Raw genomic sequence first — 19,846 nt, forward strand, 5'->3', positions numbered from 1 at the left:
TCTAACAGTTCAGTATATTTGGAAAACTGTATTTTTCTTCCACAGCATGTATAAAACTTTTTCTGCTTTATGTAAAGCGCTTAATAAAAGTTTTTCCGCCTTCTCCCATATTATCCAGCCAGGGCAGGCATGACAGGCGTGCCATATTCATCATTACTATCCGCTCATGCACCTCTGAACAAATTATAACCTAAAAATAAAGTCTGTGCATTCTTCAAACCCTTATCAGTAAAGGATTTATCCATTCTTATTAAATAGGTAGAAACACGAATTAATCAGGAAAAATTTTTTTGAAAAAATTTCTTCAAAAGCAGCTTTTTTGTATAAAAAATCATTAATCAACGCACACTACTCTTAGGTGGTGTTGTGCATGATTAAGCATAAAATTTCAGCAGCCATTACAATCTTTGCCCTGCTGTTTGCAGGCGCCTGGATATTGAACCACCAAACCAAAAGGGAATTCTATATTCCGGCAGACGAAGAAGAAGTGGTCGAATTATTACCGGCAAATTACAAAATGGAAGCTGAAAATAAACAAAAGATGAAGGTATTTGAACCAAGAGAATATGTGAGGATACAGACAGCGTCATAAGAAAAGCGGAAGCACATTGCCAGCCCCGACACCTCGAGGAGGCAGGCGCTCCTCCAAAAAGCTGGCGCTTTTAGTCGTGCGGTGATAAAGCTGGCGAAGCGTTCCTTGTGGAGCTAGACAACAAGAAGAGGATGAGATACGGCTCATCCTCTCTTACTGCTGTATTAAAATTTGCTTCGGCCGCGGTTATGAAAAATCATGATGAATAGCGGGACCGTAATGATGAAGGAAAGGAAGAATAAAAAGAGAAATTTGGAGAAGGGCGTAATATTTTTCTCAATATCGTCCGCATACAATTCAAAAAAATCCCTGATTGATTCATTGCCGAGCACATTGGATGCTGTCAGGAATTCATTTTTATCAAAATCATAGTAAAAGAAATCTTTCTTCTTAAATATAAATAAGTCATCCCTTTTTTGTTCTAATTCCAAAAAAACAATTCCGATATGAGATGAATATTCTTCAATTTCCTCTTCATTTTGTGATGTTTGCGGGTCATCAGGTGCAACAACTTTTGTTACTTGCCCCTGCATACCGTATGCATCAATAACCGAAAAGGAGTCTTCGCTGTAATAATGAACCGTGCTGCGAAGCTGTTCTTCAAGTATGTCCTCAAACTCTTTTTCGGCATCAGCAGCTTTTGCAGGCATAAGGTACTGAACTGACAGCAAGACGGCAAACAGAAAACAGCATATTCCTTTTTTCATTTCCTTCCCCCTTTTTCTCTATTTAACACAGGATTTACTAGAATATGGTTTATGTCTATGCCGGGGAACACTGAAATATACAGATGGATAAGCTGTTGTAAAAATTATGAAAATCACTGATAATAGATAGCTAGAGTAAAGAAAGGCATATTTGGATGGGGAAAAATGAAAAATACATATCTGACGAGTTATTTTCCGCTCTTGGCAATTATCTTGTTTAGTACTTCTCTGGCATTAAAAACCCAGATGGAATTAGTCTATTTCCTGAAAAAATCAGGAATTTACCAGGGGATGCTAGAGTTCTTTTCAGAAGGCGGAATAAAACTGTCACTGACGGTCCTCCTCCTGGTCATTTTTTTTATGGTGTTTGCAGCTTTGAAATTGGTTGCGGATACGATCAATGGACTGTCACTACTGTTCTTTTCTAAAGATCTGAAAGGGGAAAGCCTGACAAAGTCAAGGCAAGGTTCGGCTATCTATTTTATAGGAGGCGCTTTATCGCTTTTGAGTTTGTTCAGTTATATCGGGATTGGCCTCCTTTTTGCGGCCGCTACCTTTATTTATTTCACTTATTTTGTTTATAAAGCCAGTTCATCATTGACTGCAGCCGGCATCACTGGTGTAATTTTTTTTCAGGTTATTGCCTGGTCTTCTCTTTTAACAGGTATACTCTATCTTTCTTTGAAAATATACAACAGCATTATGGCCAGTCTGCCGATATAGTAAAAGGAGACCGCTGTAAAGGGCCTCCTTTTAAGGTAAACATATTATTTTAATCAGACATTATATCCTTCCAAACCAGCAGCTGGGGGGAAGCCGATTCGATAGCAGCCAGACTGCCGGGCCGATCTTTTCCAACCCAGACACCTGCTGTGTACTGGCCGGTTAAGCCCACGAACCAGAAATCATGATAGCCATTAGTGGTTCCTGTTTTACCGCCGGCATAACCATCTGGCAGACGTGCTTTCCGGGCTGTGCCGGATTGAACGCTCCTGGCCATTAAATTCCTCACTTTTTCTACCGTTTTTTCGCTCCAAATTTGCGTTTGTAAATCCGCCCAGCTATAAAGCAAATTTCCTTTCAGATCAGTGATTTTACGGATCGCTCTTGCCGGCCGGTAAAAACCATCATTTGCAAACACAGTATATGCTGATGTGAGCTCAAGCGGTGTCATTCCGTATGTGAAACCGCCTATAGCTGCTGAAAGGGCATGATCCTTCTCTGAAACCTGTTTAAAACCAAACTTATCTAAATCACGAAAACCATTTTCAATTCCTATTTCGTCCAGCAGTCTTACTGCGGGTGTATTATACGAATAAATAAAGGCTTTTTCGAGTGTTGTCTCTCCATATTTGCCACCGCCATAATTCTGGGGGCAATACCCATTTTTGCAGAAAGGGCCAGCATCCACTTGATCATGAATAGCTGCGCTGGTGTGCTCAATGTATGGTGCATAAACTAGCAGCGGCTTAATAGCGGAACCGGGCTGCCTGTATGCCTGAAAAGCTCTATTAAAGTCGTATTTCTTATAATTCTTTCCACCTGCAAGCGCTGTAATCTCATATGTTCCATTATCGATCACGGCTGCTGCACCTTCCACATCCTTGTAGGGGAGGCGCTTATTAAGGGAATTTACAGCCTTTTCCTGAAGGGCAGGGTTCAGGGCAGTTTCGATGATTATGCCTTGCTCCATTATTTGGGATATTCTCTTATCAAGCTTGGCGCTCAATGATGCTTTTTCATGATCACCTGCTTTAAGGAGCTTATCCTGATAGCCTTCTTTAACAGAAATTAATTCCCGCAGCTCCGCTTCTACATATGAAACATAATCAGGATATAAATCTATTCTTTGTTTGACCTGAAGCTGGATCCGTTCACTTTTCATCTTCTCTGCTTCCTTAGAGGAAATCAGCTGTTCTTCCTTTAATTGATCAATCAGCCGCTCCTGTCTTTCTTTTGTATGGTCAAAGTGTTTCATTGGATCATATAAGGATGGATTGTTTGGGATGGCAGCCAAAAAAGCTTCTTGAGCTTTGGTCAGGTCTTTGGCGCTTTTTTTAAAATAGAGCTGGGATGCAGCCTCAATTCCGTAAGCTCCATTATGGAAATAAATTGCATTAATATACAATTCCAGAATTTTTTCTTTGGATAATTTCCGCTCCAGTTCATATGCATATAGGAGTTCACTGAGTTTGCGGTTATAGGTTTGTTCATGATTCAGAAAAATATTTCGAGCCAGCTGCTGGGTAATGGTGCTGGCCCCCTGTTCGATATCATCCGACCGGATGTTGACGGCCAGGGCACGTCCAATGGCAGTAACATCGAATCCGGCATGATCATAAAAATGCTGGTCCTCTGCTGTGATAAATACATCCTTAAGAAATGGGGAAATGTCACCTGACGATAGGCTGATTCTGTTTACCGGATGATATATTTCAGAGATTACCTTGCCGTTTCCTGCTTTAATATAACTTGTCTGGGGCAGGCTGACTTCTTTTATTTCAAGCTTTTCATCCAGCAGCTCATGGAATCCCTGGACCTTTTGCGATTCAGCAGAGACAGCAAATACCAGTAAAGAAAAAATAGGAAGCAAAAGAATGATGATCATAAATCCAGACCAAGAACGCAAAGGAATCCGCCTCCGTTATTTTAAACTTCTATCCTATTTTTCGGCTTTTTTTCTGCGGAGTTAAGCTTTTTTAAAAGAAGGCAGACGCTGCTGAAAAATTCCGGCTTAAATGCAATTTACTCAGAAAATTGAAATATTTCATGCTATAATATAAGAAATTGTGTGCGTAAATTTTCTAATGGAAAGCAGGTGAAAACATGGGGGAGGAACACCAATACCTATTTATTGATTTTGAGTTTACCATGCCTGAGAAAGGCAGTGCTTTCAGAGGGTTTTTTCCGGAAATTATCGAAGCGGGAATTGTATCAGTCATCAGCAATCAAGTTTGTGAAGAGTTCTCTTCATATGTAACTCCTGTCCGGTTTCCGATATTGTCCGAGCGCTGCAAATCCTTTCTGCATATAACACAGGAACAGGTAGACCAGGGCATCGATTTTCTTGAACTGGTGAAAAAAATGATGGATATGAACAGGAACCGTCCATGCACGATCGTTACGTGGGGAAATATGGATATGAAGGTGCTTAGGAATAATTGCAGCCAGGCTGGAGTTGATTTTCCGTTCAGAGGCAGGGAAGTGGATCTTTCGATGGAATATAAGCGTTTTTTTGGGGACCAAAACCAGACAGGATTATGGAAAGCCGTTCAAGAATATGGTAAGGAAGGAACAGGAAAACATCACCGAGCTTTAGATGATGCCTTAACGACTTACAATATTTTCAGATTGGTAGAAAAAGATAAGAAGTATCTGCAGAAGCCGGAACCTACTACAATTGGCGATCGGGTGGACTTCTCGAAACTGTTTAATAAATTTGCCTGACAAGCCAAACCCATCAGAACGATTTGGCTTGTTTTCATTTTACTTAAAATAATCCTTTTCCAATGAGTCAAGATTCCTTATGCTTTGTTCTGCCCAGGGAGAAGAATCTCCTTCCAGCTCCGTTTTCATTTTATCCAAAGCTATTTGCAGCGAATCCTTATAATCTGGCATTTCATCTTTAAAGGGCTTTACCATCTGCTTAGGCACATTGGTCTGCTCTCTGTATGCAAGCGCACGGCGCTCATGGAAAAGCATCACGTCCGCCTCTTTTGGATTATGCAAATCGCCCTGCATTGGATGCTTTAAGACCGCCAGCACTCTGACCAGGTAATGCTGTGGCCGGATATCTGTAACTTCCCCGATATATTTGCCTGTTTTATAGATGGCTGTTACTTTGTCGCCGATCATTACTTCTGCCAACCTAACCTCTCCTTTTCGTTTTTCTTTAGCCCTATTATGAAGCTTGAAAAAACAAAGTGCAAATTTTCAATAAATCAGGTAAGCTAAAAAATGATTAGTTTTTTCATAGGAGGATGAGAAAATGAAGTGGCGTTTTTTAACTCCGATTCTTTTTCTAATGCTGATCCTGTCAGCATGCGGGACAAGCACTGAAAAAGAAGCGGACAAGGCAAATGGCTCTGATGCAGAAGAAAGCCAGGCAGATAACCAGGCAAGCGAAACACCGGACAGCTTTCCGCAATTAACCGAAGAAGTCCAGGGAAATGAAAGACTGGTGGAAATGCAGACATCAAAAGGGAATATTAAAATTAAACTTTTCCCGGATCAGGCTCCCAAAGCAGTTGAAAATTTCATTAAGCATAGTGAAGATGGCTATTACGACGGCTTGATTTTCCACCGTGTCATTAAGGACTTTATGATCCAGGGCGGTGACCCTGAGGGAACCGGCATGGGCGGAGAAAGCATTTACGGTGAAGCTTTTGAGGATGAATTCTCCAATGAGCTTTATAATATCCGCGGAGCATTATCCATGGCGAATTCTGGTCCCAATACTAACGGAAGCCAATTCTTTATTGTCCAGAACACAACACTTGATCCAAGCTTGAAAGAGCAAATGGAAAAGGCCGGTTATCCGGAAGAAATGATCAAAGCTTATGAAAAAGGCGGTACACCCTGGCTTGACAATAAGCACACCGTTTTTGGACAAGTTGTTGAGGGAATGGATGTAGTTGACAGCATCGCAGCAGTTGAAACAGCCGAACAGGACAAGCCTGCGGAAGATGTGGTCATTGAAAAGATCGAGGTATTAAAATAAGAGTATAAACATTGGACTGTGTAACCATTGCTGATATAATAATTCGGGTGGACACTGCTTTTAGCAGAAAGGATTGATTAGGATGTTGCAATGGTATGTACTGTCGCTGTTTCTATATTTTCCGGAAGATAAGTCAGAATATGGCCCTGCAGCTGTAACGTTTGCCATCTTTTTAGTTGCGGCCATTCTTACTATGAGATTAATTATCCGTGTATCAAAGCGCGAAGCAGCCAAGGCGAAAGAGCTTGAAGAGCGCATCGATAGGCAAAATAGACAAGGGGGGAACAGCTGAGCGGCTGTTCTTCTTTTTTTGTTTATTGATTATATGATTGGGCAACACTAAAGACAAAATGTCTTGATGGAGGATTCAATCATGAGAAAAGCGCTGATGCTTGGTTTTGTTCTTCTTCTTCTTCTGTCCGGCTGCGGGGAAGAGAACATTACGAATACGGAAGTTGAAATGTTTAATGCTGCAGGTGATTCATTAGGCACAATTAAGGTGCAGGAACAGGCGAGCGGAGTAAAATTGAGCGGGGATCTGAGCGGACTGCCGCCGGGGGAACTTGCCATCCATATACATGAAAAGGCTGAATGCGCCCCCCCTGAATTTAAATCAGCCGGAAACCATTTTAACCCGGACAATAAAGAGCATGGGCTGCTTCACCCGAAAGGCTCACATGCCGGTGATCTCCCCAACCTGATTGTTGAGGATGACGGCAAGGTTAAGATTGACTTTATGGCGCCCCAGGTTACATTAAAAGAAGACAAAAATTCTTTGCTGACAAAGGAAGGGACCTCCATTGTCATCCATGACGGGCCAGATGATGGCATGACTCAGCCGGCTGGAGATTCAGGAGAACGCATTGCCTGCGGCCGTATTTCAAAAGATAAAGAAGAAGAAGGGCAGAAAAAAGCACAGGACGATCAATCAACAGAAGAATAAATAATTGAAGGCTTTCCTGGAAGGGAGAGCCTTTATCACTGGGAATTTTTCCGAACGATCCGTATAATGGAGTTAAACCTTATAATGGAGGTTGGTTAATTGGGAATTTTCGATGGTTTTATCGGTAATGCATCTGAAGCGGACATTAATGAGGTTCAGAAGGAATTTTCAGCAGTCCTTGCCCCGAGTGAACAGGTTGAAAAAGCCTACAGGCTCGTCCGCGATTTATTCATTTTTACAAACAAGCGCCTGATTCTGGTGGATAAGCAAGGAATCACAGGGAAAAAAACCGAGTATCATTCCATCCCTTACAAAAACATCACCCATTTTAGCATTGAAACTGCTGGCAGCTTCGATCTGGAGGCCGAATTAAAAATTTGGATCTCAGGATCAGACGAACCAATTGAAAAGCATTTTAATAAAAACTTGAACATATACGAAGTGCAGAGCGTCCTTGCTGAATATGTACTATGAATCCCCTTGCTAGAAAAACCAAGGGGATTTTGCTTGTAGTCTTGGTGGAGTTTTCATAAAATTAAATTATCTTAATCAAGGATGTGAGTGATGATAACCAAACTCCGTTTCGAACCAAAGGAGCTGGAAATCCTCCGCTTTCTCTCCCGCCGCCTGGAGCTGCCTTTGAAAAATGAAAATCAGTATCTGCATTTAGAGAAGGGCTATGCAGGCGAGCAGCATTTTGACAGGGAGCTTCAGGACTTGCCAGACTCTTGCATTATTTTAAATGATCTATTGCTGGAAAACAGCAATACCCATTTCCAAATCGATACTCTCCTTATCGCCGGCGGCACTATATTTGTCTTTGAAGTGAAAAACTACGAAGGGGACTATTACATAGAAAATGAAAGATGGTATTCCCTGCTGTCCAGAACAGATATAAAAAATCCCCTCCTCCAGCTGCAGAGAAGCGAAACCCTTTTACGTGGCCTCCTTAAAGAATTAGGCTTCCACCTTTCCATTAAATCACACCTGATCTTCATTAACCCCGGCTTTCAGCTTTATCAAGCTCCTATAAACATTCCTGCAGTATTTCCTGCGCAGCTTAAACGATTTCTGGAGAAATTAAAAGCTTATTCCTAATGTGGCGAAATCCAGAAACATGAAGCTGGCCGAACAGTTATATGCCCGCTGCTTGAAGGAGAATCCCTATGTGCGAATTCCAGAATACACTTATGGCCAATTGAGAAAAGGGATTATATGCAGTTCGTGTACTTCTTTTTTAGCCTCCTTTACTCAAGGTTACTTAGCCTGCGGGGAATGTGGATCGAAAGAAAAGGTGGATACTGCAGTACTGAGAAGTGCAAAGGAATATGCGGTCTTGTTTCCTGATAGGAAAATGACTACAAACACAATAGTGGATTGGTGCGGTGGTGTTTGTTCTAGGAAAGTGGTGCAGAGGATACTAGTGAAAAATTATGAGAAAAAGGGGAGGGGGAAAGCTTCATATTACCAAGCATGCCAATGGGAAGAAAAAGTGAATGGAGGTCAGATGGATTAACACCGAAATTAGAAGTGGCAAGGGAAAATGGTAATTAATCAGAGGGATTAACGCCGAAAATAGGAGCGGGGAGAGGAAAATGGTAGTTAATCAGATGGATTAACGCCGAAAATAGGAACGGGGAGAGGAAAATGGTAGTTAATCAGAGGGATTAACTCCGAAAATAGGAACTGCAAGGGGAAAATGGTAGTTAATCAGAGGGATTAACACCGAAAATAGGAGTGGTAGTTAATCGGATGGATTATCGCCGAAAATAAGGGTTGCAAAGAGAAATGGTAGTTAATCAGAAGTATTAACGATGAAAAAACATGAGAGAATGGTAGTTAATCAGTATAGACTACCGCGATATCCCAGCACATCAAAAAAGCACGGCCTCAGCCGTGCCTCCACAAACAATATCACCCAAAAGCGCTTTTCAGCCTCTCCAGCCCTTCCGCCAATACTTCATGAGGGCAGGCAATATTCATTCGAACAAATCCTTCGCCCCCTGGACCGTATTTCGGGCCTGGCTCCAGGGCGAGTTTCCCTTTTTCCAAAAGGCTATGGCGCAGTTCGGCATCAGTTAATCCCAATCCGCGGCAATCAAGCCATAGCAGATATGTGCCATCTGGCTCCATCAGACGAATACCCGGAAGGTGTTCCCCGATAAATTCAGCAGCAGTTCTTTTATTCTCATCCAGATAATCCATTAGACCATCGAGCCATTCCTCACCATGGCGGTAAGCTGCTTCCATGCCGATAATTCCAAAAGCGGACAGCGTGAAGAATCCTTGCTTGTGCTGTTCAGCCTGAAAAGCTTTCCGCAGCTTCTCATTGCTTATAATGGCAGCAGAAGCTTGAATCCCTGCAAGGTTCCAGGTTTTTGTGGGAGCTATGCAGGTGACCGTAAGTTCTGCAAATCGCGGATCCATTGAAGCAACGGGATAATGCTTATGGCCTTTATAAATTAAATCGGAATGGATCTCGTCGGAAAGAATAAGGCAATCATATTTAACACATAGCTCCCCTATTTTCCTCAGTTCCTCTTCTGTCCACATTCGGCCGCCCGGATTGTGCGGATTGCAGAGCAGGAATAGTTTCACGCCCTCTTTCAATTTGTTTTCAAAATCGGCAAAATCAATTTCGTACCGGCCATTCTCGAGTTTCAGCTGAGAATTAACGACTGTGCGCCCATTCTGTTTAATCATCTCAAAGAATGGAGTATATACCGGAGACTGCAGCATTACTTTATCCTCTTTTTCAGTAAAAGCCTGGATGGCAGTTGCGATGGAGGGAACGACTCCTGTGCTGTATAGAATCCACTCATTTTCGATTTTCCAGCCATGCCGCTTGTCAAGCCATTGTCCGATAGATTCTGCAGTTGAATCCGGTGCATACGTGTATCCGTAGACCCCATGAGCCATTCTGTCTTCAATGGCATTCTTTACTTCTTCAGGAGGCTGAAAGTCCATGTCTGCCACCCACATGGGCAATACATCGGATCTGCCAAAAACCTCCTTGGTCCGATCCCACTTAACAGAAGCTGTATTTTCCCTGCTGATTTTTTGATGGAAATTAAAACGATTCAATCCTGTCACCGCCTTTAGAATTCTTTTATGTACTCTGACTCTATGATATGATATTGATACTAAAAATTAAAATATTGCGGCTCAATCGGCCGAATAATAAAAAGGTGATATACATGGAAATCCAGCAAACGAATCTTTTGCTTGTCTACACCCTGGATCAGTGGGATCCATTCGGTGTGGGGCCGGGCAACTATGACACTGAAATTGCGGATTCAGTCCAAGCCGTCCATGATCTGGATGATCAGGTGAGATTGGCCAGGAAGATTCAATCCATTTATGAATTCTCGTTCGAGGAAATCATTCCTTTGGAAAAATGCAAAGTAATCTCCGGGCGTCTTCTGGAAATCAAGAATAATGGCTCCTGTGCTATTTAGCATAAAAAACGGCTGCTCTCAGACCTTGGGGGCTGCCGTTTTTATTCACAATAAACTTCCTATACACTCTCCTGTACCCGAACGGTATTCATAAAACTCCTGATGTGCTGAAGAACATCTTCCGGCCGTTCTTCCGGCACGAGATGCCCGGTATCCTTTAAGACCACCAGCTTGGAATTTTTTAAATCCTTATTGAGCCGTTTGCCGATATGAAGCGGGACGACTCTGTCATGTTCTCCCCAAATTAAAAGACACGGCGTTTCTATTTTCTTCAATGCAGCGGCAGGCATATCGCCTTCCCTGTCGCGGATCATCCTGGTTAAGGCTCGGAAAATATCGTCTTCTAAAAATGGCGACAAATATCCGTAGAGCATTTCATCATCAATCATGGAATGATCGTAGACAACATTTTTTAAATTCTGCTTTACCCCTGAGCGCTGAAGATATAATTTAACATACAGATGAAAGAAAGGTATGTAGCTTGAAAAGATGATATGCGGCTTCATTCGCTTCATATATCCGGAACTGCACAGCAATATTGCCTGGTCTACTAGATCAGGCTTGGAGTGGGCGACATTTAAAACAATCTGGCCTCCCATGGAATGCCCTACTAAAGTAACTTTTTCAAATCCCAGCTTTTCTGATAAGCGGATAACCGTATCCGCCAGGTTTTTGTATGAGTAGATGAACTGCTGAGATTTCCCGCTTTTTCCAAAGGGCGGCAAATCCATGGATACCACATTGAATTCCGTTTGCAGCAGAGGAATCAGCCTGCGAAAGCTAAAGGTGGATGACAGAAAACCATGCAGCAGAACCAGGGTATCCCTGGAGGACTCATGCTGGTAGTATTCATAATAAACATCTGTTCCATTAATTGGCTCTGTTCCTGAAAAAGTCGCTTGTTCCATTGGCCTGCCCCTCCTAGTCCCAGTTTTACTTTATTTTCCCCTTAAACTTAATCTTGACACATATGATTTTAAAGAAATTAATAAATAATGAAAGTGACACATTTATTTTCCGCAGTTTTTGCTATAATGTAACTATTTTATAGAGTAAATCACTAAAGGATGGGAGCTGCAAAGGTGAAATTAACTGAAAAGCAAATAGAGGTTTTGGAAATTTTAGAAAACAACAGTGCGCGAATCCCTGTGGAAGACATTGCAAAAATGGCTGAATTAAGTAAGGAGGAAACTGAAACTATTTTAGATAAACTCGAGGAAATGAAAGTGCTCGTGCGTTATAATTCCGTTATTAACTGGTCAAAAGTCGACGGTCATGAAGGCGTTACAGCTATGATTGATGTGAAGGTCGCTCCAAAGCGCGGGGTAGGATTTGATGAAGTTGCACAGAGAATTTACCGTTTTAAAGAGGTAAGGTCTGTCTATTTAATGTCCGGGGCATATGATCTTTCTGTCATCATCGAAGGCCGTTCCATGAATGAAGTTGCCCGATTTGTATCAGAAAAGTTGTCGACTCTCGATTCTGTCTTATCGACAACCACACATTTCATCCTAAAAAAATATAAGCATGACGGGACTATTTTTGAACAAAATGAAGACGACAAACGAATTGTGGTGTCACCGTAATGAATGCAACTAAGTCCTATTTATCCAAAACGGTAGAAGAGCTGAAGCCTTCCGGGATTCGCCGCTTTTTTGACCTTGCTGCAGGAATGGAAGGGGTCATCTCCCTTGGAGTGGGGGAACCTGATTTCATCACACCCTGGTCAGTGCGTGAAGCAGCCATCCTATCCCTTGAGCAGGGATATACCTCCTATACGGCTAATGCAGGGTTAATGGAGCTTCGGGATGAAATTGCAGGCTATATGCAGAAAGGCTTCGGAGTTTCTTATTCTCCCCGGAGTGAAATAATTGTGACGGTGGGAGCGAGCCAGGCGCTGGACATAGCACTTAGGGCAATCCTCGATCCGGGTGATGAAGTAATTGTAGTAGAACCAAGCTTTGTTTCCTATGTGCCATTAGTCGCTCTTGCTGGCGGTGTGCCTGTTCAGGTCCAGACTTTAAAAGAGAATGGGTTTAAGATTCTGCCTGAGCAGCTGGAAAAAGTAATTACCGACCGGACTAAAGCCATTATACTTTGCTCCCCCAATAATCCAACTGGAACAATGTTAAGTGGAAGTGAACTGGAGGCAATCGCCCAAATAGCTGAAAAGTACGATTTGCTGGTTCTTTCTGATGAAATTTATGCAGAGCTTGCTTATGATGGCGAGTATACGAGTTTTGCTGCAATCAGCGAAATGAAAAAAAGAACCATCTTGATCTCGGGATTTTCAAAGGGGTTTGCCATGACAGGCTGGAGATTGGGGTTTGTCTGCGCGCCTGAGACGATCTCCCAGGCGATGCTGAAAATTCACCAGTATGCGATGATGTGTGCGCCCACGATGGCCCAGTTTGCCGCTCTGGAAGCCTTGAAAACCGGCAGATCAGATGTCGAGGATATGAAAAAGAGCTATAAGCGCAGGCGGAATTATTTTGTTCAGTCCCTAAATGAACTTGGATTAACATGCCATGTGCCGGGCGGAGCCTTTTATGCTTTCCCATCTATTGAAAGCACGGGACTTTCTTCTGAAGAATTTGCAGAAAAGCTGCTGCTGGAGGAAAAGGTAGCGGTGGTGCCAGGCAACATTTTTGGCGAAAGCGGGGAAGGCCATGTACGCTGCTCTTATGCCACTTCCATGGAACTTCTGCAGGAAGCAATTAAGAGAATTGGCCTTTTCTTGAAGCGAAACCAAAAGGCATAAAAAAAGGACAATCCACAACAGATTGTCAACTTCAAAAAGGGGGGAATACTAGAAAGCCTTACACTACAAGGCTAACCAGTATTCCCTTTTTATATACTTCCTTTTATAATACTTTTTGGTCATATTTGATTTCATATAGCATTTGCATAACACGGAGGAAGTCTTCCTCGCTGAATTCCTTTGCTTTGCGCAAGATGAGCTTTGCTTTTTTGGTGCCAATTTCACGCACAAGCTGTTCGATTTCATAATCGATTCCTGACTGGCCCTTCTGAAGTTCCTGTTCAAGCAGCTCAGAAGCTGGTATATCGAGGGCGGTTGAAATTTTTAAAACAGTCTGGGTATCAGGAATCTGGTCTCCATTTTCATATTTTGCAATCGTCCCCGTCCCAACTCTCACTTTTAATGCGAGCTGCTGCTGGGTCATATTTACACGTTCGCGGCAAGCTTTAATGTTATGGCCGATATTTGACATATCCATCACTCCCACTGTCAATTTCTTCTATCTATATTTTATCATGAGAACCTTAAAATCCTTGCTCCAGTTCATGAACATTTCGTTAACAAACTAAATAAGATGTCTACATATTGTTTGCGGATTGTTTTATTATAATGAATGACTGTCCAGAAATTTTATGGGATAAAATGGCTGTGATTGCCATCAAAATCATTTTTGATATTTTTATGAAGTTATGATATAATTTTTTATTGCGTATAAAGAGATAAAATTTGAATTTAAATAGGAGTGTTTTCATGTCTGAGAAAATCGAAGTAGGCAGTGTTATTACAGGAAAGGTAACAGGTATTCAGCCATATGGTGCGTTTGTGGCATTAGATGAGAATACACAGGGATTAGTGCACATTTCCGAAGTGACTCATGGTTTCGTTAAAGATATCAATGAGCATCTTAAAGTGGGCGATGAAGTAAAGGTGAAAGTGCTATCTGTTGACGAAGAAGCAGGAAAAATTGGTCTATCAATCCGTGCAACAGAAGAAGCTCCACAAGCAGAAGCGAAAGCTAGAAAGCCTCGCAAGCGCCAGGCAGCTCCAATCAAAATGGAAGACGAATCTGCACAGGGATTCAACACACTTAAGGATAAGCTTCAAGAGTGGATTGACCAGTCTCAGCGCGAGGATCTTATTAAGAAGTAACAAAATATATAAACCGGGTTTCATGCCCGGTTTTTTATTTTTATTGAGATGCAAAAAATATTTGCATATTCGTGCAAAATGAGCGGGCGCTCGACAGATATTTTGCATGTTTACCTACATAAAACATAAGAAATTTAAAATTTTAACGTAAATAGTCTGAAAAATGTCGGAATTTTATATCTTGGCATTAATCTTGCAATAGTTAAACCAACTGCAACTTTAAAAAGGAGGAACATATATGCAAGAAACAGGAAAGAAAATCCCATTCTGGTTTTCAGTGCTGCCCCTGCTGGTGATGATTGCTGCCATGATTATTACAATTGTTAAGTTTGAGGGAAGCCCTCATGTGCCTTTAATTACTGGAACAATTGTATCCGCTTTCATCGCCTGGCGTTTTGGCTATAAGTGGAACGATATTGAGGAAGGCTTCTATAAAGGCATTAAGTTAGCGCTCCCGGCTATTCTGATTATTATAATGGTCGGTTTGACAATTGGCTCCTGGATAGGCGGGGGAATTGTCGCGACCATGGTCTTTTACGGATTAAAACTGATGACGCCATCTATGTTTTTAGTCTCAATTTGTACTATCTGTGCCATTGTCACTCTGGCAATCGGAAGCTCATGGTCGACAATGGGAACGATTGGCGTTGCTGGAATGGGAATTGGAATCAGCATGGGCATACCGGCCCCGATGGTGGCAGGAGCTATCATCTCAGGTGCCTATTTCGGAGATAAAATGTCTCCGCTGTCTGACACGACTAATCTGGCTGCGGGAATCACAGGCACGGATCTTTTTGAGCATATAAAACATATGTTTTACACAACCCTTCCGGCGCTGGCCATTGCCATTATTGCTTATTGGTTTTTGGGAAGGCAATTTGGCGGGGATGATTTGAATAATGAAAAAATTACTGGTGTAATGAATGTTTTATCAGAGAACTTTGTCATCTCTCCTTGGCTTTTATTGGTGCCTGTAATTGTTATAGGGTTAGTGGCAAAAAAGGTGCCTGCACTGCCTGCGCTTGCGGTTGGTGTTTTCCTTGGCTGGCTTTGCCATATTTTTGTCCAGGGCGGTGCTGTGGGGGATGCTGTCAACACTCTTCAGGGCGGATTTTCAATTGAATCAGGCAACGCAATGGTGGACGAGCTTTTCAATAGAGGCGGCATTGACGATATGATGTACACCGTGTCCCTTACGATTGTGGCGATGGCCTTCGGTGGAGTTATGGAGCAGACAGGCATGTTAAAAGCCATAGTTGAACAGATACTGAAATTAGCTCGTTCAGCAAGAAGCTTAGTAGCAACTACTGTACTATCTGCCTTCTTTACAAATGTGGCGGCTGCAGAGCAGTATATTTCCATACTGCTGCCGGGAAGAATGTATACACAGGCATTTAAGGATAAAAATCTGCAATCCAAAAATCTTTCACGGGCACTTGAAGATGGCGGTACGGTCACTTCTGTTTTTGTTCCATGGAATACTTGTGCAGTGTTTATCATGTCAACACTGGCCGTTCATCCCTTTGAATATGCACCTTACGCGATTTTAAATTTCACTGTGCCAATCCTGGCTATTATCTTTGCCATGCTTGGCTACAAAATTACTTTCATGAGTGATCAGGAACGAAAAGAAATGGAAGAAAAAGATCAAATAGCATCATAAGGCTCCGACCCTTCGGATTCTTTTGTTTTTTGAGAAAGCAATAGGGTAAAGTAAATGGGAGCAATTCTGTTGAGATTATGAATAGGGACTTTGAGTTAGTCAAAGAATACATTTTGTTGAAAGGAGAGATAGTTATGGCAGAACAGACACTTTACGAAAAAGTAGGCGGCGGAGAAGCCATTGAAAAGGTGGTTGATTATTTTTACGAGGAACTGGTATTAAAGGATCCGACCGTCAATCAATTTTTTGAGCATACGGATATGATTAAGCAAAAACGCCATCAATCCAAGTTCATCAGCTATGCATTAGGCGGTCCTAATCAATATTCAGGCAATTCCATGGCAAAAGCACATGAGGGTATGAACCTGCAGCCCGAACACTTTAATGCGATTGCCAAGCATCTGCATGATGCTCTTGCCCACTTTGGAGTGAGTGAGAGGGATATCGACGAAGCTTTGACTCGCGTTGCAGCGCTTCGGGACGATATTCTATACAAATAAGCTCCCCGCGGGGAGCTTTTCGTTTTTTATCTGCGGAAATTAGACTATAACTGCGAAAAATATTTTTTATCCGCGAAGAATTCATTATATCTGCAAACCAATTATTCTTCTAATCCTCAAGCACCATCAATCAGCTGTTTCTTTCCTGACTCCGTATTTCCTCAGCCGGTATTGCAGGTTTTGCCGGCTCATGCCAAGGGATTTTGCGGCCTGGGTTATATTATTGCCATGGTGTTTAAGGACTTTCTTTAGATAGTAGGTTTCAGCTTCCTGTATATATTGTTCAAGTGATTTAATAGGCTTGTTTTTCTGAATCAGCAAATCCTCCAAATGACCGGTTTCGTTCGGCTCCTCCTTGAATTGCGGCTTATTCCGGAAATGAAGAGGCAAATGCACATAGCTGATGGCTTCTTCCTGATCAATCAGATTCATGGCTCCTTCGATAATATGCTCAAGTTCCCGTACATTGCCCGGCCAATCGTATTGCTCGAATTTGTTCATTACTTCTTCATCGATTTCCGCTACATTCATTCCAAAGAGCTGATTGTATTTTTCTATGAAAAATTGTGCAAGATCCCGGATATCCTTTCTTCTCTTTCGCAGAGGCGGAATGAATAGGGAAACAACACTCAGTCTGTAATATAAATCTTTTCTCAAACGATCCTCTGAGATAGCATCAATCGGGTCTTCGTTAATGGTTGCTATAATTCTTACATCTACTGTCCGGTCTTTCGTATCACCGACCCTGCGGACTGTTTTTTCCTGTAAAACTCTCAATAGCTTTGCCTGCAGGGATGGATTAAGTGAATTGATTTCATCCAGCAGCAAAGTCCCGCCATTTGCCTGTTCAAACAATCCCGGCCTTTCAATGGAGCCTGTAAATGCCCCTTTTTTTGTGCCAAACAGAAGACCCTCAATCAGACTGTCCGGAAGGGCTGCACAATTTTGAGAGATGAATGGTTTTGAAGAGCGGCTGCTGCCATTATGGATGCTTTGGGCAAAGAGCTCTTTTCCTGTGCCGGTCTCCCCGATAATCAGGACAGAAGAACTTGTCCGGGTTGCTCTTTTGCTCGCTTCAATCACTTCATGGATCTCGTCGCTGCTCCCAATAATACTATCGAAAGTATAGCGGGTGTCTCCGCGTTTATTCATATTTTCTCTGATCAGCTTTTCAAGCTTGGTCACATCACGTGCGATTTCCATAGCGCCAATCTGTTCACCATCTTCCATAATTGGAAAGGTATTATTGATTGTGGTGATTTCCTGCCCCTTATTGTTAAAGTAGGTTTGTTTGGCATTTTTAATTTTGCTGCCATTTTTGAGCGCCTGAAGTAAGGTGCTGTCTTCGTCCTGGTTGAAAGAAAACACATCCAGAAGATTTTTATCCAATACATCTTCATAATCCATGCCTTCTATTTGAGCCATTTTTTTATTGTAGTAAGTTGTTCTTCCTTCCTCATTCACTACATGGACACCAACATCAATTTCATCTAATATCCGCTGAAAGATCTTGTTTTTTAGCTGGAGCTGTTCAAATTCCATGTGATTCATTGTGGTCTCCTTCACTCGGCAGTTTATTCAATAGTATATATTTAATTGAATATATGCAATGAAAATTTGCACTAAAAACTATTAGTAATTCAAAAAGAGCAAAAATATTTTGCTTTGATCTTATAAGAATTGTCATTTATCAGCTTTTTATATTTGGCACAGTTCTTGCATTGTAAAATGGTGGATGAAAAACGAATTTATTAAAGGGGGATGGAATCATGGTACAGCCGTACAAACATGAACCTTTCACAAATTATAAAACAGAAGAAAATCGCGAAGCATACTTACAGGGATTAAAAACAGTCGAAAGCTATTTGGGGCAGGACTATGACTTATTAATTGGCGGAGAGAGAATCTCCACTGAAGATAAAATCGTATCCATCAATCCTTCAAATAAAGAAGAAGTAGTTGGCCGTGTTTCAAAGGCAAACCGCGAGCTTGCGGAAAAAGCGATGCAGGCTGCTGTTGAAGCATTCAAAACATGGAGAAAAGTGAAGCCGGAAACACGCGCAGATGTATTATTCAAAGCTGCTGCGATTATCCGCCGCCGCAAGCATGAATTTTCTGCCCTTTTAACAAAGGAAGCAGGAAAGCCTTGGAACGAGGCAGATGCTGATACTGCGGAAGCCATTGACTTCCTTGAGTACTATGCACGCCAAATCTTAACAATCAAAGACGGTGTTCCAGTCAACAGCCGTCCGAACGAATATAACCGTTATGACTACATTCCATTGGGAGTGGGGATCATCATCTCCCCTTGGAACTTCCCGCTTGCGATCATGGCCGGCACAACGGTTGCAGCAATCGTGGCAGGAAACACTGTTCTTTTAAAACCAGCTTCTACAACACCGGTTGTGGCTGCGAAATTTGTTGAAGTGATGGAAGAAGCAGGCCTTCCGAAGGGTGTGCTAAACTTCGTGCCCGGCAGCGGTGCAGAAGTGGGCGACTATTTGGTTGATCATAAAGACACTCGCTTCATCTCCTTCACAGGTTCACGCGACGTTGGTCTTCGCATCAATGAGCGCGCTTCTAAATTAAACGAAGGCCAAATCTGGCTGAAGCGTGTTATCGCTGAAATGGGCGGCAAGGACACTATCGTTGTGGACAAAGAAGCAGACCTTGAATTGGCGGCTACTTCAATCGTTGCTTCTGCTTTCGGTTTCTCCGGCCAGAAGTGCTCTGCATGTTCACGTGCGGTTGTAGTAGAAGATGTATACGATCAAGTACTAAACCGTGTTGTCGAGTTAACGAATGAGTTAACACAAGGCAACCCTGAAGACCAGAGCAACTACATGGGCCCAGTGATTGACCAGGGCGCATTTGATAAGATCATGAGCTACATCGAAATCGGCAAAGAAGAAGGCAAGCTAATGACAGGCGGAGAAGGAGACAGCTCGAAAGGCTTCTTCATCAAGCCGACTGTATTCGCTGATCTTGCTGAAGATGCACGCTTAATGCAGGAAGAAATCTTTGGACCTGTCGTTGGCTTCACAAAGGCAAAAGATTTCGACCATGCGCTTGAAATCGCCAACAACACGGAGTACGGCTTAACAGGAGCTGTGATCACGCAGAACCGTGAGCACATCCAAAAAGCACGCGAAGACTTCCATGTAGGGAACCTATACTTCAACCGCGGCTGTACAGGTGCGATCGTTGGATACCAGCCATTCGGCGGATTCAACATGTCCGGAACTGACTCCAAAGCGGGCGGCCCTGACTACATTCTTCTGCACATGCAGGCGAAGACTACATCTGAAATGTATTAAGACTTGTAAAGCATGTACGGGATATTTCATATGCTG

Annotated in this window: 23 protein-coding genes; 16 read left to right on the top strand and 7 right to left on the bottom strand. The window is 42.4% G+C overall.

All coding sequences use genetic code 11. The features are described 5' to 3' along the window. The first annotated feature begins 370 nt into the window (after positions 1–370). Positions 371–592, top strand: a complete 222-nt coding sequence (locus tag QUF73_21325) for a hypothetical protein (GenBank protein MDM5228668.1) — start codon at positions 371–373, stop codon at positions 590–592. Positions 593–756: 164 nt separating this feature from the next. Here QUF73_21325 and QUF73_21330 read toward each other — a convergent pair whose 3' ends face one another. Further along, positions 757–1,299 carry a hypothetical protein gene (locus tag QUF73_21330; GenBank protein MDM5228669.1) on the bottom strand — a complete coding sequence of 181 codons (543 nt, stop codon included), beginning with the start codon at positions 1,297–1,299 and terminating at the stop codon, positions 757–759. Between the two features lie 165 nt (positions 1,300–1,464). On the opposite strand from QUF73_21330, the gene QUF73_21335 reads away from it, so the two are divergent. Beyond that, complete coding sequence (locus QUF73_21335) at positions 1,465–2,022, top strand: DUF5366 family protein (protein ID MDM5228670.1); 558 nt, start codon at positions 1,465–1,467, stop codon at positions 2,020–2,022. A gap of 49 nt (positions 2,023–2,071) precedes the next feature. Here QUF73_21335 and QUF73_21340 read toward each other — a convergent pair whose 3' ends face one another. Beyond that, positions 2,072–3,928 carry a transglycosylase domain-containing protein gene (locus tag QUF73_21340; protein MDM5228671.1) on the bottom strand — a complete coding sequence of 619 codons (1,857 nt, stop codon included), beginning with the start codon at positions 3,926–3,928 and terminating at the stop codon, positions 2,072–2,074. A 197-nt stretch (positions 3,929–4,125) separates the two neighbouring features. On the opposite strand from QUF73_21340, the gene kapD reads away from it, so the two are divergent. Next, positions 4,126–4,746: a 3'-5' exonuclease KapD gene (gene kapD, locus QUF73_21345; GenBank protein ID MDM5228672.1), complete on the top strand. Its 621-nt coding sequence runs from the start codon at positions 4,126–4,128 to the stop codon at positions 4,744–4,746. Between the two features lie 39 nt (positions 4,747–4,785). Here the strand turns inward: kapD and QUF73_21350 are convergent, their stop codons facing one another. Continuing rightward, on the bottom strand, positions 4,786–5,166 hold the full coding sequence (locus QUF73_21350; protein ID MDM5228673.1) for a kinase-associated lipoprotein B: 381 nt from the start codon (positions 5,164–5,166) through the stop codon (positions 4,786–4,788). A 121-nt stretch (positions 5,167–5,287) separates the two neighbouring features. On the opposite strand from QUF73_21350, the gene QUF73_21355 reads away from it, so the two are divergent. The 6 genes from QUF73_21355 (at position 5,288) to QUF73_21380 (ending at position 8,478) form a co-directional block, all read left to right on the top strand. After that, positions 5,288–6,019 carry a peptidylprolyl isomerase gene (locus QUF73_21355; GenBank protein MDM5228674.1) on the top strand — a complete coding sequence of 244 codons (732 nt, stop codon included), beginning with the start codon at positions 5,288–5,290 and terminating at the stop codon, positions 6,017–6,019. A gap of 82 nt (positions 6,020–6,101) precedes the next feature. Beyond that, positions 6,102–6,311, top strand: a complete 210-nt coding sequence (locus tag QUF73_21360) for a hypothetical protein (protein MDM5228675.1) — start codon at positions 6,102–6,104, stop codon at positions 6,309–6,311. Between the two features lie 81 nt (positions 6,312–6,392). Beyond that, positions 6,393–6,962, top strand: coding sequence for a superoxide dismutase family protein (locus QUF73_21365; protein MDM5228676.1), 570 nt, complete (start codon positions 6,393–6,395; stop codon positions 6,960–6,962). Between the two features lie 99 nt (positions 6,963–7,061). Continuing rightward, entirely contained in the window at positions 7,062–7,436 is a 375-nt protein-coding gene (locus tag QUF73_21370; GenBank protein ID MDM5228677.1) for a PH domain-containing protein, read from the top strand. A gap of 90 nt (positions 7,437–7,526) precedes the next feature. Then, positions 7,527–8,060: a nuclease-related domain-containing protein gene (locus tag QUF73_21375; GenBank protein MDM5228678.1), complete on the top strand. Its 534-nt coding sequence runs from the start codon at positions 7,527–7,529 to the stop codon at positions 8,058–8,060. Between the two features lie 70 nt (positions 8,061–8,130). Next, positions 8,131–8,478: a hypothetical protein gene (locus QUF73_21380; protein MDM5228679.1), complete on the top strand. Its 348-nt coding sequence runs from the start codon at positions 8,131–8,133 to the stop codon at positions 8,476–8,478. A gap of 398 nt (positions 8,479–8,876) precedes the next feature. Here the strand turns inward: QUF73_21380 and QUF73_21385 are convergent, their stop codons facing one another. Continuing rightward, entirely contained in the window at positions 8,877–10,046 is a 1,170-nt protein-coding gene (locus tag QUF73_21385) for a MalY/PatB family protein (GenBank protein ID MDM5228680.1), read from the bottom strand. Positions 10,047–10,159: 113 nt separating this feature from the next. Between QUF73_21385 and QUF73_21390 the strand changes: the two genes are divergently transcribed. Then, the gene (locus tag QUF73_21390; protein MDM5228681.1) at positions 10,160–10,420 is read left to right on the top strand and encodes a DUF1871 family protein; all 261 of its coding nucleotides are present in this window, start codon (positions 10,160–10,162) and stop codon (positions 10,418–10,420) included. Positions 10,421–10,479: 59 nt separating this feature from the next. On the opposite strand, the gene QUF73_21395 is transcribed toward QUF73_21390, so the two are convergent. Then, positions 10,480–11,328: an alpha/beta hydrolase gene (locus QUF73_21395; protein ID MDM5228682.1), complete on the bottom strand. Its 849-nt coding sequence runs from the start codon at positions 11,326–11,328 to the stop codon at positions 10,480–10,482. A 174-nt stretch (positions 11,329–11,502) separates the two neighbouring features. Between QUF73_21395 and QUF73_21400 the strand changes: the two genes are divergently transcribed. Both QUF73_21400 and QUF73_21405 read left to right on the top strand, forming a co-directional pair. Further along, on the top strand, positions 11,503–12,006 hold the full coding sequence (locus QUF73_21400) for an Lrp/AsnC family transcriptional regulator (protein MDM5228683.1): 504 nt from the start codon (positions 11,503–11,505) through the stop codon (positions 12,004–12,006). Then, complete coding sequence (locus QUF73_21405) at positions 12,006–13,181, top strand: aminotransferase (protein MDM5228684.1); 1,176 nt, start codon at positions 12,006–12,008, stop codon at positions 13,179–13,181. Before QUF73_21400 ends, QUF73_21405 begins: the two co-directional genes overlap by 1 nt. 103 nt (positions 13,182–13,284) lie before the next feature. On the opposite strand, the gene QUF73_21410 is transcribed toward QUF73_21405, so the two are convergent. Further along, positions 13,285–13,653, bottom strand: coding sequence for a helix-turn-helix transcriptional regulator (locus QUF73_21410; GenBank protein ID MDM5228685.1), 369 nt, complete (start codon positions 13,651–13,653; stop codon positions 13,285–13,287). 278 nt (positions 13,654–13,931) lie between these two features. Between QUF73_21410 and yugI the strand changes: the two genes are divergently transcribed. From yugI to QUF73_21425, 3 genes are all read left to right on the top strand, one after another. After that, complete coding sequence (yugI, locus tag QUF73_21415; GenBank protein MDM5228686.1) at positions 13,932–14,330, top strand: S1 domain-containing post-transcriptional regulator GSP13; 399 nt, start codon at positions 13,932–13,934, stop codon at positions 14,328–14,330. Positions 14,331–14,568: 238 nt separating this feature from the next. Beyond that, complete coding sequence (nhaC, locus tag QUF73_21420; protein ID MDM5228687.1) at positions 14,569–15,993, top strand: Na+/H+ antiporter NhaC; 1,425 nt, start codon at positions 14,569–14,571, stop codon at positions 15,991–15,993. A gap of 134 nt (positions 15,994–16,127) precedes the next feature. After that, the gene (locus tag QUF73_21425; protein ID MDM5228688.1) at positions 16,128–16,493 is read left to right on the top strand and encodes a group 1 truncated hemoglobin; all 366 of its coding nucleotides are present in this window, start codon (positions 16,128–16,130) and stop codon (positions 16,491–16,493) included. A gap of 126 nt (positions 16,494–16,619) precedes the next feature. On the opposite strand, the gene QUF73_21430 is transcribed toward QUF73_21425, so the two are convergent. Beyond that, a complete protein-coding gene (locus tag QUF73_21430; GenBank protein MDM5228689.1) occupies positions 16,620–18,044 on the bottom strand; it encodes a sigma 54-interacting transcriptional regulator in 1,425 nt (474 codons plus the stop codon). A 218-nt stretch (positions 18,045–18,262) separates the two neighbouring features. On the opposite strand from QUF73_21430, the gene pruA reads away from it, so the two are divergent. Beyond that, the gene (gene pruA / locus QUF73_21435; protein MDM5228690.1) at positions 18,263–19,810 is read left to right on the top strand and encodes an L-glutamate gamma-semialdehyde dehydrogenase; all 1,548 of its coding nucleotides are present in this window, start codon (positions 18,263–18,265) and stop codon (positions 19,808–19,810) included. The last annotated feature ends 36 nt before the right edge of the window (positions 19,811–19,846 follow it).

Origin of the sequence: Cytobacillus sp. NJ13 (assembly GCA_030348385.1) — a bacterium.
In the GTDB taxonomy this organism is placed as follows: Bacteria; Bacillota; Bacilli; order Bacillales; family Cytobacillaceae; genus Cytobacillus.